The sequence below is a fragment of the Paenibacillus sp. FSL H3-0469 genome (assembly GCF_038051945.1).
Taxonomy (GTDB): domain Bacteria; phylum Bacillota; class Bacilli; order Paenibacillales; family Paenibacillaceae; genus Paenibacillus_AQ.
Map to the genome: position 1 here is coordinate 96,222 of NZ_CP150302.1, position 15,019 is coordinate 111,240.

Below are 15,019 nucleotides of genomic sequence, written 5' to 3' on the forward strand. Positions count from 1 at the left end.
AATTGATGCTCCTCTGAGATGATGGGTACGTTGCCAAATTATGAGCTAGAGGAGACATGCTATGAAGAAAATGAAAGCAAGAACCAAATGGCTGGTGCCGATTCTCGCCCTGCTGCTGATTCTGTCAGGCTGCCAAGCGGTTGGCGGCTTCGATGTCAATAAGGCACTGCTGGGGGATCTGGATGTTAAATCCTCTGAATCAAGCACTACGATGACCCTGAGCGCTGTTCCTGCCGCAGGCATCACCGCAGAGGACCGGGAAGTTGTTGATCTTATTAATTCCTTATCACTTACGCTCGGCCATGTGAAGGTTCAGGATAACGGCAATGTCTCGGCCACAGGAGTTGTGGGTTACAAGGAGTTCAAGATTCCTTTCTCCCTCTTCACCGACCAGAAGAACCTGGTCTTCACCGCTGAAGGTGCGAAGCAGCCGTTCTACATGCCGCTTCAGAGCAATGAAATGCTGCTTGGCCTGGAAGTAACTGATCCAGCCAAGACTTTGGAATTCACCAAGCTGGCCTCCCAGTTTGTGATCAAGAATCTTCCGAATCCGGGTGCGATCACAGTGACATCAGTAAATGAATCCGTATACGGCCAGCCAACCAGCTTGACGAAGCTACATACGGAAATTACAGGAGAAGAGCTTCCAGTATTGCTTAAGAGTTTCCTGAGATCTGTGTCTAAGGATACCGAAGGCTTCACTGCCCTGATCAGCGGTCTATATGATTATATGTATCCGCTCATCAAAGACAGAGCTGAAGATCTGAACAGCATTGGTCTGGGCGATATTCCGCTGGAGGACAAAGAAGGGGTAGTTACCGTAGTGCATGATGCAGCCAAGCTGGCTGTGGATGCTCTCCTGCTGGTCTATGACAAGCAATTGGAGAACCTCTATGAGAGCACTCCTGAACTTAAGACTGTTCTAGGCAAGGATACCAAGCTGAGCGCGGATATCTTCGTGGACAGCGGCTTCCATGTCCGCAAACAGAACATCGACTTCAATGTCGCTCTTCCGGCCGATGAATATCTGCCGCTGCAGAGCATCAACATGAAGCTGGTATCCGAAACTTGGAATGTGAACGGTCCTGTTACCGCTGATGCGATCAGCACAACAGGTGCAATTGATTACTCCATGGGAGATCTTACTCCAGGGGAGACCCTGAGAAGCTTCGAACCTAATTCACAGGTATATAAGCTGCTCAAAGAAGAGATGGGAATCACCGCTAAGAGCCTGATGATCGCACCGGACGACGATTATTATTATCCGGTTGTGAAGAATGGCACTACCTATGTTCCGCTGCGCTATGTCGCAGAGGATCTGGATGCTAAGGTAGAGTGGGATGGACCTAACAAGTCGATCAAGGTTACCGATGATGTATACGGCGATCAGCTCGTATTCAAAATCGGTTCCGCGCAGGCACTAATTGCCGGCAAGACCGTGAAGCTTCCGTTAGCGGTATTCGTAGATGAGTACGGAGATGCTAATGTGCCGCTGCGTGTATTGGCCGAAGGCCTGCATGCTACGGTTGAAGTAGATGATGACGGCTATATCTGGATCGAACGTCCGTAAGAAGTAAGGCAATAATCAAGAAGCCGGGACCCCTGAGCAATCAGGCGGTTCCGGCTTCTTTTGATAGATAAGAATTTATGTGTTTTGGGGTCCCCGCAAAGTACCTGATTTATCATCGAAGCTAAATCCCCGCTTTGTGGGGTTATTTTGTGCTGGAGGTAACGGGTGTATCCTTGACAATATAGGTTTACTGCAATAGACTTAACATCAGTAGGTCTACTGCAATAAACTTATAAGGAGTGAACAGGATGGAACCCTACAAATTATATGATGCCGAATATAAATTTGCTTGCCTGATCTGGGACCATGAACCGATTAATTCCACTGAGCTGGTGAAGCTGAGTCTAGCGGTACTGGGCTGGAAGAAGTCCACGACCTATACCGTGTTAAGAAAGCTATGTGAGCGGGGAATTCTCAGGAACGAAGGGGCTGTGGTCACCGCCATCATCCCGAAGTCGGAAGCACAGCGGCATGAGAGCCGGACGGTCGTGGACAAAGCCTTTGGCGGCTCGTTGCCGCAGTTTTTGACTGCTTTTCTCGGGGATAAGAAATTATCGGCCAAGGAAGCTGCGGAGCTGAAGAGGATTATCGAGGAGGCCTCTCAATGACGGACCTGTGGATCAGTATTCTGAACATGAGCATTACCGCCAGTTATGTGGCCGTCGCCGTGATGCTGGCGAGAGTCCTGCTGCGGCGCGCTCCCAAAATCTTCTCCTATATGCTGTGGTCAGCAGTAATGATCAGGCTGATCCTTCCGGTTAGCTTCACTTCAAGCTTCAGTATCCTGAAGCTGGCAGGGCCTGCGGGCCCGTCCGGCACAGGGCAGCTGCAATTCGTTCCGAAGAACATCGGGATGCAAGCACAGCCTGCGGTGGAGACCGGAACAGCTTCTCATGGAAGTCTGTTGAACAGCCTGCTTCCGCCGGCTTCACCTGCAGCAAGCGTGAATCCGGTGCAGATCATCCTGTGGGCCGGCAGTATGATCTGGCTGACAGGCGCTATAACACTGCTGCTGTACAGCGTGTTCTCTTATGTAAGAATCATGCGCAGAGTCCGTACGGCAACCCTGGTGAATGGGCATGTTTTTGAGACCGACCAGATTATGACTCCTTTCGTCTTCGGCTTCTTGAAGCCAAGGATCTACATTCCGGCCGGAGTGAGCGAACAGGAGCTGTCCCATATTCTGCTGCATGAGCAGACTCATATTGACCGGCGGGATTATCTGGTCAAGCCGCTGATGTTCCTGCTGGTCATTCTCCACTGGTTCAATCCGCTGATGTGGCTGTCTTTTGTGCTCATGAGCAAGGATATGGAGATGTCCTGCGATGAAGTGGTGATCCGGAAGCTGGGTCCGCAGGTTAAAAGCAGCTACTCAGGCTCCCTGCTTGGCTTCTCAGCCCGCCGGAGCGGTCTTATGACCGGCAGCCCGCTGGCTTTTGGCGAGAGCAGTGTGAAGGCCCGGATCAAGCATATTCTGGCGTACCGTAAACCGACTTCAAGGAGTATGGCCGCTTGTACCCTGCTTATTGTGATCTTGCTTATTGGATGTACAGCCAATCCGAAGACTGTGGAGCCCCCGGCGCAGGTGTTAGATTCCGGTTATGCGGTGGATCAGCTGCTGGAGAGCAAAACAAAGTATATTGGGGACGCCAGCAAAGTCACAGCGCTGCTTGGTGCAATGCCGCTGCCGGAAGGACTGGAGAGGGCAGGCATTGAGCTGACAACCGGCTCCCGCCCGTATGCATTAACCGTCAATTATACAGTGAATGATATTAAGGGAATGTGGAACGATGAGCTTCAGGCAGTAAGCCGTGACCCTCTCCTGAAGAATTCGGTCCTGCTGTTCACCCTCATCGATAATGCAGATATCATTCATTATTCGCTTGCGGATGAAGGGATAAGTTACAGCTTCACATTTACCAGAGAAGAGGTGGATAAGCTGCTGGGCGAGGATGTCCGTCCGTCTGGAGCGGATGAAGCTGGCCTTCGTAGGCTGATCGACCGGCTGGAGAGTGTCAAGCTTACACCTTAGCAGCCGCTTTTTACAGAACATTTACAGAACACTGCTCTACCTTTTATCTAATGCTTGAACTCGGATGATAGTCTGGAATGAGGTATACATTCTAGGGTCAAGGGAGCAATAGATATGCAAGCAGAGAAGCAGGCGGTGCCGGGAGACCATCGGAGGGGGAAGGCTGGGGTGTTACTTGAGATCCTGCTTGTATCCGCCAAACTGGGTCTTACCTCCTTCGGCGGACCGGTCGCCCATCTGGGTTATTTCCACAATGAGTATATCCGCCGCCGGAAATGGATGGATGAACGAAGCTATGCGGATCTGGTAGCGCTCTGTCAGTTCCTTCCCGGTCCGGCGAGCAGTCAGGTGGGGATTGGCATCGGGATGGTGCGGGCAGGCTGGCTGGGCGGGTTGGTCGCTTGGCTGGGCTTCACTTTGCCCTCTGTCCTGGTACTGGCCGCGTTTGCCTTCCTGCTTCAGGGCTATGATATTGCCGGTGCTGGCTGGATTCACGGACTGAAAATCGTAGCTGTCGCGATTGTTGCCCAAGCCATCCTTGGCATGGGGCAGAAGCTGACCCCGGACCGGGAAAGAGTGACCATCGCGGCTATTGCGGCAGCTGTTACATTATCGTGGCAGACCGGCTACAGTCAGATTCTATCGATTGCTGCAGCGGGCATAGCCGGGTTATGGCTGTACCGCCACAGTTCTGCGGAGAGTTTGACGAATGTTCCGGTCCCCATTCGCCGGTCCTCCGGCATCATTTGTTTAGCGTTGTTCGGCTTACTCCTGATTGTCCTCCCATTCCTAAGAGGGACGGCGGAGACTGGAGGAATAGCGATATTTGACAGCTTTTATCGTTCCGGTGCTTTGGTATTCGGCGGCGGACATGTCGTGCTTCCGCTGCTGGAACAAGAAGTAGTTCCTACAGGCTGGGTGAGCCCAGCCGATTTCTTGGCGGGATACGGGGCCACGCAGGCTGTACCGGGTCCGTTGTTCACTTTTGCAGCCTATCTTGGAGCAATGACCGACGGTGTTCCCGGGGCCACCCTGGCCACGCTCGCAATTTTCCTGCCAGCCTTTCTGCTGGTTGCAGGCGCACTGCCTTTTTGGAACAGCTTAAGAAGGAGCCCCCGGATTCAAGGAGCCTTAACCGGAATCAATGCCGCTGTGGTCGGTATCCTGCTTGCCGCCTGGTACGATCCCCTGTGGACGACAGCCATCCTCGCCCCGCTGGACTTTGCCTTGGCTATCATTCTGTTCATAATGCTGGTCTTCTGGAAGCTGCCGCCTTGGTTGGTTGTGTTAGCCGGTGCGGCGGGTGGAATGGTGATCGGGGGAATGTGATCGCTCTATATAGAACTGGCCGTTGCAACTTTGCAGGGTCAGTTTTTTGTTGTGGGTTTCTTTTTGCCACCAGAATCATCCAATCCTAACATTGTAAGCCCATTGATCGTATGATAAAATAGTAATATAGATATTGAAATAGGTAACCTAATTCAAAAAAAGAGGAGACAAGTCAAATTGAGTCAAAATGATTTGAAAATAGGTCTTTCCAATAAAGAAGGTCAATTAGGATTCATGTCTGCAAGAGGAGGTCCCCGGGAGGGAGCAGGCCGCAAGAACATAGGTGTAACGAAAAAAGTCTCGGTAACCTTAACTAATGAGCTTTGGGAGAAGGTCGAACAGCATTGCGCAGAGCATAAATTGTCCCGGTCGGAGCTGATCCGATCTCTGATTGAATCTACCGATTTGTAATGTAGTTTATGGAAGCGGGTGAAGCCAGTGCGGGTCAACGTCAGCAAGGATATTCTTCTCAAAGCTCTTCAGCAAGTGTTAAGGGCTGTGCCGGCAAACCATGTGATTTCCATACTGACAGGCGTTCATATACAAGCTCGAATGAATGAACTTATAGTTACCGCAAGCAATAGCAGTATGACTATCCAATATCGCATTCCTCAAGAGAATACAACCTTGATGTGGAACATGAAGCTGAGATGGAGAGGCATATTATTATTCCTGGCAGAAATTTAATTGAAGCGGTTAAAATTATGGACGGCGAGGCCAGAACAACAGAAGTTGAAGTAACCAATCGTCATGTTAGATTCACTGCTAACCATATTATGGTTCAATCTGCTTTAATTGAAGGGGAGTACCCGTCCCTGCACCATGTGATTCCGCACACTTTTATATCAGAGATTACAATTAGAATAGATCCTCTGTTAAAAGCGGTAGAACGGACGACGGTATTGGCCAGTGAAAGTATTGTAAGGTTAGAGACCACTGCCGACAGACTACGATTGTTATCCCAAACCGCAGAAATTGGAGATATTGAGGACGAGGTATCTATACTCGAGAAGAACGGGGAGGATTTCACGATCTCGCTAAATGGAAAGTATGTTGCAGACATCCTTCATGGTACGAGTAGCGAGTTCATACGGTTGAGATTCACCGGTAAAATGAGCCCGATAGTCATACATCCGTTGAATGATCTTTCTTCAACTTTTTTTCTAATTACTCCAGTGCGAACCGCAAAGTAAGCGTAAGGCATAGCCCTGTTATCCGTAAATATAAAGCAAAAATATGCATTCCTATTTTTTCCAAGACCTAATTCAACATAATAACAGAGCGCAAAGAAACAGTCTATATTTTTTTCCTGGAATGGAATAGAGTGAAGTAGCCGGCAATACAAGAAGAAGCGGAGTGTGGTTACTTGAAATTTCAATGTCATCTGGGGACTGCTGAGTTGCAGGAGTATGTGGAGAAGGTCTTAGGCACGAGTTATACAGTCGTAAAGGTCAGCAGGATGGAGGGCGGTGCCCAGAAGGTGGTCTATAAGCTCGACTGCAGCAATGGGTTCTCCTGTATTCTGTACGTGTGGGACCTGATCATGAATTATTTTCAGGAAGAAATCGTTAATCATAACCTGCATGCAGAGTCCTATGGGAGTGAATTATTTGAGAGTAATAACAGGTTCTTGATAGAGCATGCGATCCGCACACCAATACTCTATGATTTGAATAAGGACAGAGACCGGTACGATTTCGATTATGCGCTGGTTGAGTATGTAGCCGGACAAGAGGCCGGGGGATATTTCAAGCATCCGGACCGTAAGGTTCAGGATAAGGTCTTCCAGCAGGTGGGAGAGATGATTCATGCCATGCATAGGATTCAGAGCAGAACCTACGGTAAACCGGATCAGACTGCGCCTAACAACACACAATGTCATTTGCATCAATTATACAATGGGATCGAACAGCTAACTTACGCCGCAGAGCATGTGGAAGCCATCCGTAAGAATCAAGGGAAACTGCTCGACAAACTATATAGTCTGGAGTCCAAAATAGTACCCCGAAACAGCTACGGATTCATTCACGGAGAGCTTGGACCCAATCATGTGATCGTAACGGATCAGCTGGAGCCTTACCTGATTGATATTGAAGGAGCCGAATTCTATGATATTGAACACGAACACAGCTTCCTGGAGATGCGTTTTGGGAAGCACTACCGCTATCTGAAAGATGTTCAGCTCGATGAGAACCGGAAGCTGTTCTATAAGTTCCATCATCATCTCTCATTAATCTCAGGCGGGTTGAAGCTAGTTCACCGAGGCTTCCCTGACCAGCAGCTCGCACAAGGAATTGCCGATCATCATACAGAGTGTGCGCTCCAGTTCATAGAAGCATAAGCCTGGAACAAGCCTCGCTTTCGTACACCGGAAGGGAGGCTTTGCTGTCAGCTATTGTGTAGTCAGAACCATCTCCAGCGAGGTATTGCTCTCTTCTGCGTGCTCCGCCATACTGCGGATATATCCGGACATGAAGCCGCCCTCCATACTCTCCCACAGCTTGAATCCCGGCATCGCCCGAATCTCCTCCAGCGAATCAGCAGCATTCCCGGCAAAATACTTCACGTTCAGCTTCGACATCACCTCAGCCATCAACTGCTTCTGCGCTTCTGTGAAGCTGCTCTCCTTAAGCCGGCTCATCGCTTTGTCATACGAGTTCTCTGCGAAGATCTGCTCCGCATACGCTTTGAAGTTCAGCAGGTGCGGATCGGTCTTGTGGTTGGCCTTGGCCCAGCCGTCAACATCTACTTGAGTGGTATGGTAGGTCACGGCCCGTGATGCGGGATCGAAGGTCATTCTGCCGTACTGGTGCGGATTCACCGCCATGGCGCTTGTAGCAATATCATAGACAGGTAAGGCCGGATCTATAGAGGCTTCTGGAGGATCGCGGCGGATATCCTGCATATGAATATGCCCGGACAACACCAGATTTAGCCCGTTCCGGCGAAAAGCCTTCATCGTCTCCTGACTGTTATTAAGCTTGAACCCGGATACGGCCATGGAGGTGTGGCTCAGCAGATTATGATGCATCACGGTAATCACAGCTGCATGCTCCTGAGCGGCCAGCTTCACATTATCGTCAATCCAGGCAAGGGTGGAGGGCAGAAGGCGGCCGTCGGTCTGCGGAAAATTATATTCTTCGTTATGAGCATACTGCGCACTGTCAAGCATCAGCAGCCACAGGCCGGGTGCGGCCTTCACCGCATAGCTTAAGCTGTCCGCATCCCGCGAGACCGCCTCGTTATATCCGAAATCGTCATAGATGCGCAGGAAATCCTCTACGTTAATATGCTTGGCCACGACCTGCTTGTCACCGTCGAACGATCTGGCCCAGGGGTTGTTGATATCATGGTTGCCCGGAATGACGTAGACGCGGGTTCCCGCAGCTTCCATCCGGTGCAGCTTCGCAGCCAGCTCCTCATGACTACCTGCTTCCCCGTTATTCGTAAGGTCGCCGCTCAGAATGAGGAAGGCCGGCTTGTTCTGTTCCACATCCCGGACCAGGGCTTCGGTCAGCTCATCGCTGTAAGGAAGCATTTTGCCATCGCCGCCTGTGACATAAGTCTGGAAGGCCTGCCCACCGTCCTCCAGGGCTTTGTCCAGATAATGTGTATCGGTGGCGACCCAGAAGGATACTGGTTCTCCGGGTTCTGTAGCAGGGGTCACGGCCCCGGCGGCGGCTGGAACAGCGTTCAAGGCAGAAGAAGCGGAGTCTTCACACCCGCTGAGGATGAGGAGGGAAGAGAGGAGCATCATTAAGGTGAGCTTCACCATATGAGTTGTGCGGTTATGAAGCGGGACGCGCATAGCTTAACCTTCTTTCTGTATTTTAGCTGAATCATTGTAGCGTATTTATGACAGGGTTGTATATACGATATGTTAGCCGTTGTTTCTAAACCTCCAGAATAGCTTATAGAAAATAGTGGAAGGTGCATAATTGAACTCAATTCAGCGACACTAAGAGCGGATATACAAACAAAGAGCTGGTACAGGAAAAAGTTGTGAATGATGTGTTGTATTCAGACCGGAAAAGTGTTACAATTAAAAAAAGTAAGTTACTTAATTTAATGGAGGTAGTTATTTTATGTCTAAGACTTTTTTTGAAGCGGTAAAAGGCAGACGTTCCATATACGCCATCAGTAAAGAATCCCCAATCTCTGATGAACAAATTCAGAAGATTGTTGAAGAGGCCGTTCTACATAGCCCAACTTCCTTCAACTCGCAAAGCTCAAGAGCTGTCGTATTGCTGGGCGAACAACATGATAAGCTGTGGGATATTACAGCTGAGACCCTGCGCAAGATCGTTCCTACTGAACAATTCGAAGGCACGGCTCAGAAGCTGTCCTCCTTCAAAGCCGGCTACGGCTCCGTGCTATTCTTCGAAGATCAGGCAGTGGTGAAGCACCTGCAGGAGAATTTTGCCCTGTATGCTGAGAACTTCCCGATCTGGTCCAACCAGTCCTCCGGGATTCTGCAATTCGTAGTATGGACTGCCTTCGCAGAAGCAGGTCTGGGTGCATCCCTACAGCACTATAACCCGCTGATCGACGATGAAGTGAAGGAGACCTTCGGTATTGCTGCGGACTGGAAGCTGATTGCCCAGATGCCATTCGGCAACATCCTGACGCCTCCTGGCGAGAAGGAATTCCAACCGATTGAAGAACGCGTGAAGGTCATTAAGTAAGAAAACCCTGCGATAAGCAGTTTAGAACCTCCCTGATCCGGCTAAGTATGAATATAGCCAGATCAAGGAGGTTTTTGTCATGCCATGGAATAAGGAGAACTACCCGGATTCACTGAAGAACTTCACTGCGCCTGTTCGCAACAAAGCGGTGGAGATTGCCAATGCGCTGCTGGACGACGGATATGAGGAGGGGCGGGCCATCGCCATCGCCACTGCACAGGCCAAAGAGTGGGGCGAGAATCACGATAAGCAGATCCGAAAAAAAGGGCAATAGCAGCTCACTCTGCACGAACAATAATTGAGGCAGACATCTGAACACAAATAAAAAGGACAAGCGGATGAACGCTTGTCCTTTTTATTGTAGCCTTCTATATTGTTATAGCTTGTACCAATATCGCAATCTTTATTTCGCAGCAGGAGCTTCCGTTGCCGCAGCAGGAGCTTCACTGGCTGCCGGAGTAGCGGATGCATCCGGTTTGTCGGTCAACGTATTGGTGATCTTGGCATTCTTGTTCAGATCAGCCAGCCACGTAGCAGACATCTCGGATACCTTCTGCGACATCAGAGTTTTCTTGATTTCTTCCTTCTTCTCGGCAAGTGTATATTCTTTGGCTTCCTTGCGGTCAGTAACCTTGATGATGTGGTAGCCGTAATCGGATTTCACAGCGCCGCTGGTTTCGCCAACCTTCAGCTTGAAGGCTGCATCGGAGAATTCAGCAACCATGTCTCCGCGTTTGAAGAAGTCTAGATCGCCGCCCTTGTCCTTGGAGCCGGTGTCAGCGGATTTTTCTTTAGCCAATGCTGCGAAATCCCCGCCGTCTTTGAGCTGCTTCAGAATAGCGTCAGCTTCTTCCTTGGTCTTCACCAGGATGTGGGAAGCGCGAACTTCTTCCTCCTGGTTGTATTTCGCTTTGTTTTCTTCGAAGTATTTGGAGATCTCATCATCGGTAACGGTTACCTTCGGTTCTACCAGCTTGCGGATTTCAACCTGGAGCGGCATTTGCTTCTTCAGGTCTTCAATGGTCATTGAGCTCTGCTGCAGAGCGTTATTCAGAGCTTCCTCGCCGCCGAACTGGGTTTTGAGGTTCTCGATCTCTTCGTTGATGTCGGCATCGGTAACCTTAATGTTGGCTTTTTTGGCTTCCTGGCCCACCAGCGTGGTGGTAATCAGGTTTTGCAGGGTGGATTCCCCGCCGGCTTCAACCAATTTATCATACAGCTGCGCCTTGGTGATGTCTGTTCCGTTCACGGAAGCAACGGCAACTTTGCTGTCATCCTTCTTGAAAGGCTGTACAATCAGCACTACAATCAGTGCTGCTGCCAGTACGAGCGATGCAATCATCCAGCCTTTGCCGCCGCCGGATGGAGCAGGTGAGGATGGGGGAGTACCTCCGCCGCCGACTTTGTTCATTACGGGAACGCTTTCTTCAACTCTTGGAGCTGCTTGTACAGGTTCCTGCGGCACAGGGGCTGTTCCGGCAGGCTCAATTCCTTCTTCCGGAGTAATCACAGAAGTATCATTCTCTTCCGGCGTAATGCCGTTTTCTAGCTTTTCATTTTCATTGAAATCTTTTTTGTCCATTATAATTAATGACTCCCTTCAATATAGGTGGTGCCTGTCTTTCTACAACTTTACCAGAAAACAGAATTCCAAACCTTAAGAAAGTATAAAAAAGCACAATTACTTTTTAAGATTCCATTAAGAAACAGGTAAAACACAGGAAAAACCGGAGCAGCACGGGTGTCCCCATATGCGCTCCGGCCTGATGAGAGAGACTGTAATCATTCGAATAGAAGAGTACCGTACTGCAAGATGTGTGCGGATAACGTGTCCGGCTTAGGAACTCAGACCCTTAAGTAAATGGCGGATGTTCTCCTGCTTACGTCTTGGAACCCGTACAGACTTGGCATAGAGGCCCATCTCACCGAAGTAGATGCAGTCGTCCTCTATGGAGCTGATCTTGTTCAGGTTCACGTAGCAGCCTCCGTACACATGATAATAGCTGTTGCTCGACAATAAGCGGTTCAGTTGCTCGGCAGTCATTCTCTTTTTAATATTGTAGTTTCTGCCGTGAAAAATGACCAGGTCATGGTCCCCGACCTTAAAGAACAGAATGTCTGTCTCCACCTCGAAGTCCTCATATACATTTCTGGCTTCCAGCAGGCTGCTCATTCGTGTTCCCCCTTTATCTTGATTAATAACATTAATGTTAGCGCTTTCATTATATCATACTCTGAACGGCTTGAGAAGTCTTATTTTTGAAATGTTTTTTGTCACTTTTTCCGTTGCATTTGTCAACCCTCACGAAAAATTGTAAATTATATAGATGGCTGTTTAACTTGAGGAGGAATTCTAGATGAACGAAAAGACGAAGCTGCTGTTATTTACCGGTTCCTACGCCACCGCAGAAGAGAGCGGAATCCAGGTGTTTGCCTTTGACGGTGAAGCCGGAGGCACGCTGGAGCGGCTGGATACCGCAGGAGGCCTGACGAATCCTACGTTCGTCAATGTGGACCCTTCCGGTCGCAAGCTGTATGCCATAGGGGAGAAGCCGAACGGTACGGGCGGTAAGGAAGGGGAGGTTATAACCTTCGCTATCGATCCTGAGACAGGCAAGCTGACCGAATTGCAGCGGATTCAGACTATGCCTTCCGAAGGCAAAGGCCAGAGCACGACCTGTAACATTAACCGGGACGCCAAAAATCAACATCTGGTCGTGTGCAGCTATCACGGGGGATCGGTCGGACTCCTCACGCTGGACAAGGGCGGATTGCCTGTGGCATTGACGGATATCGCTCAGCACACAGGACATGGTGGGACTCCGGGCCAGGACCGTCCCCATCCGCATTCTGCCATCTTCAGCCCTGATGGACGTTACCTGTTTGTCTCGGATCTGGGACTGGATCTGATCCGCAGCTACCGGATAGATGCAGAGGCGGGAACGCTGGAAGCGATTGGAGACACTGCGCTGCATGCCGGTGCAGGACCGCGGCATTTCGTGTTCCATCCAGACGGGAAGTCCGCTTATGTCATTAATGAGCTGGACAGCACGGTGACATCATTCCTATATGATGCTGCGGCAGGAACCCTGAAGACGGCTGCTACTGTATCCACACTGCCTGAAGGCTATGAAGCCGGCCAGAACAGCTGTGCAGAGATCACCTTCTCCAAGGATGGCAAATATCTGTACGGCTCGAACCGCGGACATGACAGCATCGTACAGTATGCTGTGAATCCGCAGACGGCAGGGCTGACCCTAGTAGAGCATGTATCCACCAGAGGCGGACATCCCCGTCACTTCACAGTTACACCGGACGGTGCGTATCTGATTGTTGCCAACCGGGACGGCAATAATCTGGTTGTCTTCTCCCTGGACGAAGGCAGCGGCCGCCTGAGCTTCACCGGCAACACAGCTGAGCTGTCGAAGCCGGTGTGCGTGATGCCGGCGGTTTTCCCCGTGTAGGACAAGCTGGCTGACTCAAAGGAGACAACGGCAAAAGGAACACCGGGATGCTGCTCCGGTGTTCCTTTTGAGTTCCTGGAAGGTTCATTTGTAGTAGCTTAGGTTAAAATGTGCGCCGATCAGACAGCTTATTTGAGTGAGACGGGCTTCAGCGGCACCACGGTGGAGACTGCCGATTTGAAGAGTACGTTCTGTCTTCCGTCACCCTGACCCTGCAAGGTGATCGTATAAGCGTCATAAGAGGTTACCAGTCCCTGCATTTTGACTCCGTTAGTTGTAAAGATCGTCACAGGCATCTTTGTTGAGATGCACTGGTTCAACAAACGTTCCTGCAATTTTAGACTTTCCACTTGGCAGCACTCCATCTTTAATTAAAATAATTTCTCCAGGCCATTATAACACGGGAAAGACCTTCCCAGGAAATGTGTTCTTAAGGCCTGAGAAATAGACAAGGGGGTAGTTATGCTATATTATCATTACTGGTCCCGTGGATTCCGGCGGTTTATATGGTTTTTACTGGCTTTTATCCTGATCGCATTACTGGTTAAGCTGGGCGGAGCCCAGGGCTTCGACCATGCGGTGATCCGGTTCGTGCAATCGATGGAATCTCCGCCGCTTACCGCACTGGCCAAAGGCTTATCATTAGTCGGCTCCTCGAAGCTGGCAATAGGGATCTCCGTGCTGACCATGCTCATTTTGTTCTTCGCGCTAAAGCACCGGCTGGAGCTTGCCCTGTTTCTGTGGGTGGGCCTCGGCTCCCAATTGCTGAACACGCTCCTCAAGCTGTGGTTCCACCGGGAGCGTCCCACCATTCACAGGCTGATTGAGCAGGCAGGCTACAGCTTCCCCAGCGGACATTCAATGGCGGCTTTCTCGTTATACGGGGTCATTGCCTACCTGCTCTGGCGGCATATGCACAGCCGTAGCGAGCGGTTCTTGCTGATTCTGTTCACTGTGCTGATGACCGGAGGAATCGGCTGGAGCCGGATTTATCTGGGGGTGCATTATCCGAGTGATGTGATCGGCGGCTATGCCGCGAGCGGAGCCTGGCTGATGCTGTCGGCGGCCTGCTTCGAAGCTTACCGGAATTACAAAGCGAATCCGCATCACACAAAGAATGCCCGGAAGAAGTAACTCCGGGCATTTCAGTGCCTGTTCTCTTACATACGGTATCCATCCGTAAGGAGGACGGTCTCGCTAGCTTGTCTCCCCCGGGACGGTGCCGTACAGTTCAGGGGGCCTTCGTAGCAGCAGGCGGCGGTGACGGCTTGCCTTGGTGAAGCTGGGCTACGCGGCTGAGGCTGCGCTTGATCAGCGTCGGCAAGCCCGGTTTCAGCTTCGCCGCGTCTTCCTGCGTCAGCTTCCCTTCCTTGACGAATCCATCCAGCTTCAGGCTGGCGGCATCGCTCAGCTTCTGGACATACTGGTCTTCGCTCCAGCCCTTCTTCTCCTGGGCCAGACCTGTCAGGGTCTTACCCGATTTCAGGCTGGCAATCAGCTCCTCACGGCCCATTCCCAGGAGCTCAGCCGTTTCGCTGATAATGAAATGGCCTCCGGCCCTGAGATTCCGGTCCCCGCTGCGGTGAGGGGGATGTTCTCTGCCGGTATGCTCTCTGCCGGCATGCGGTGAGGCCGGAGGAGGGGTGGCTGTGCCTTTGGGAAGCTGCTCGCCGAAGGCGGCTGCTGGAGACAGGGCAAGCATCATGGCTGCTGCCCATGCGGATAGGGTTCGGGTCGTTTTTTTCATGAATACACCTCTTCTGATGGTTATAGTGACTACCCGGTATAACAGTATTCCCTGAAAGCTGAAAGAATCCTGAAGCCCGGCTTAAGACATACTAAAATTCGCCAGCGCAGTTCATGGGTAATAACAAGATATACATAAAGGATGAACATCCACAGTAATTATGATAAGCTTCAAGCTCTTGGGAGGGATGGA

At 50.6% G+C, this 15,019-nt stretch carries 16 protein-coding genes; 11 read left to right on the plus strand and 5 right to left on the minus strand.

Features of this window, described 5'->3' with window-relative positions:
* Window positions 1-61: 61 nt before the first annotated feature.
* The 7 genes from NSS83_RS00425 to NSS83_RS00455 all read left to right on the plus strand — a co-directional run bounded on the left by NSS83_RS00425 (window position 62) and on the right by NSS83_RS00455 (window position 7,272).
* Entirely contained in the window at window positions 62-1,570 is a 1,509-nt protein-coding gene (locus NSS83_RS00425; protein ID WP_341186236.1) for a copper amine oxidase N-terminal domain-containing protein, read from the plus strand.
* A gap of 248 nt (window positions 1,571-1,818) precedes the next feature.
* Window positions 1,819-2,178: a BlaI/MecI/CopY family transcriptional regulator gene (locus NSS83_RS00430; RefSeq protein ID WP_341021254.1), complete on the plus strand. Its 360-nt coding sequence runs from the start codon at window positions 1,819-1,821 to the stop codon at window positions 2,176-2,178.
* On the plus strand, window positions 2,175-3,602 hold the full coding sequence (locus tag NSS83_RS00435; RefSeq protein ID WP_341021256.1) for a M56 family metallopeptidase: 1,428 nt from the start codon (window positions 2,175-2,177) through the stop codon (window positions 3,600-3,602). The genes NSS83_RS00430 and NSS83_RS00435 overlap by 4 nt, the downstream gene beginning before the upstream one ends.
* 114 nt (window positions 3,603-3,716) lie before the next feature.
* Entirely contained in the window at window positions 3,717-4,931 is a 1,215-nt protein-coding gene (locus NSS83_RS00440; protein WP_341021257.1) for a chromate transporter, read from the plus strand.
* Window positions 4,932-5,108: 177 nt separating this feature from the next.
* Entirely contained in the window at window positions 5,109-5,342 is a 234-nt protein-coding gene (locus NSS83_RS00445) for a ribbon-helix-helix domain-containing protein (RefSeq protein WP_341021259.1), read from the plus strand.
* A gap of 221 nt (window positions 5,343-5,563) precedes the next feature.
* Window positions 5,564-6,124, plus strand: a complete 561-nt coding sequence (locus NSS83_RS00450) for a DNA polymerase III subunit beta (RefSeq protein WP_341186234.1) — start codon at window positions 5,564-5,566, stop codon at window positions 6,122-6,124.
* Window positions 6,125-6,342: 218 nt separating this feature from the next.
* The gene (locus NSS83_RS00455; protein WP_341023284.1) at window positions 6,343-7,272 is read left to right on the plus strand and encodes a phosphotransferase; all 930 of its coding nucleotides are present in this window, start codon (window positions 6,343-6,345) and stop codon (window positions 7,270-7,272) included.
* 51 nt (window positions 7,273-7,323) lie between these two features.
* On the opposite strand, the gene NSS83_RS00460 is transcribed toward NSS83_RS00455, so the two are convergent.
* On the minus strand, window positions 7,324-8,739 hold the full coding sequence (locus NSS83_RS00460) for a metallophosphoesterase (protein ID WP_341021260.1): 1,416 nt from the start codon (window positions 8,737-8,739) through the stop codon (window positions 7,324-7,326).
* A 277-nt stretch (window positions 8,740-9,016) separates the two neighbouring features.
* On the opposite strand from NSS83_RS00460, the gene NSS83_RS00465 reads away from it, so the two are divergent.
* Together NSS83_RS00465 and NSS83_RS00470 are read left to right on the plus strand one after the other, a co-directional pair.
* Window positions 9,017-9,616, plus strand: a complete 600-nt coding sequence (locus NSS83_RS00465; protein ID WP_341021262.1) for a nitroreductase family protein — start codon at window positions 9,017-9,019, stop codon at window positions 9,614-9,616.
* A gap of 79 nt (window positions 9,617-9,695) precedes the next feature.
* Window positions 9,696-9,890: a DUF2188 domain-containing protein gene (locus tag NSS83_RS00470; RefSeq protein ID WP_341021264.1), complete on the plus strand. Its 195-nt coding sequence runs from the start codon at window positions 9,696-9,698 to the stop codon at window positions 9,888-9,890.
* A 129-nt stretch (window positions 9,891-10,019) separates the two neighbouring features.
* On the opposite strand, the gene NSS83_RS00475 is transcribed toward NSS83_RS00470, so the two are convergent.
* Window positions 10,020-11,198: a peptidylprolyl isomerase gene (locus tag NSS83_RS00475; protein ID WP_341021266.1), complete on the minus strand. Its 1,179-nt coding sequence runs from the start codon at window positions 11,196-11,198 to the stop codon at window positions 10,020-10,022.
* Between the two features lie 255 nt (window positions 11,199-11,453).
* Window positions 11,454-11,789 carry a LytTR family transcriptional regulator DNA-binding domain-containing protein gene (locus NSS83_RS00480; protein WP_173126417.1) on the minus strand — a complete coding sequence of 112 codons (336 nt, stop codon included), beginning with the start codon at window positions 11,787-11,789 and terminating at the stop codon, window positions 11,454-11,456.
* Window positions 11,790-11,973: 184 nt separating this feature from the next.
* Here NSS83_RS00480 and NSS83_RS00485 point away from each other — a divergent pair, with 184 nt between their 5' ends.
* Window positions 11,974-13,080, plus strand: coding sequence for a lactonase family protein (locus NSS83_RS00485; RefSeq protein WP_341021267.1), 1,107 nt, complete (start codon window positions 11,974-11,976; stop codon window positions 13,078-13,080).
* A gap of 128 nt (window positions 13,081-13,208) precedes the next feature.
* On the opposite strand, the gene hfq is transcribed toward NSS83_RS00485, so the two are convergent.
* Window positions 13,209-13,430: an RNA chaperone Hfq gene (gene hfq, locus NSS83_RS00490; RefSeq protein WP_051478328.1), complete on the minus strand. Its 222-nt coding sequence runs from the start codon at window positions 13,428-13,430 to the stop codon at window positions 13,209-13,211.
* A gap of 112 nt (window positions 13,431-13,542) precedes the next feature.
* On the opposite strand from hfq, the gene NSS83_RS00495 reads away from it, so the two are divergent.
* A complete protein-coding gene (locus NSS83_RS00495; RefSeq protein WP_341021270.1) occupies window positions 13,543-14,214 on the plus strand; it encodes a phosphatase PAP2 family protein in 672 nt (223 codons plus the stop codon).
* 97 nt (window positions 14,215-14,311) lie between these two features.
* On the opposite strand, the gene NSS83_RS00500 is transcribed toward NSS83_RS00495, so the two are convergent.
* On the minus strand, window positions 14,312-14,827 hold the full coding sequence (locus NSS83_RS00500; protein ID WP_341021271.1) for a hypothetical protein: 516 nt from the start codon (window positions 14,825-14,827) through the stop codon (window positions 14,312-14,314).
* Between the last annotated feature and the right edge of the window lie 192 nt (window positions 14,828-15,019).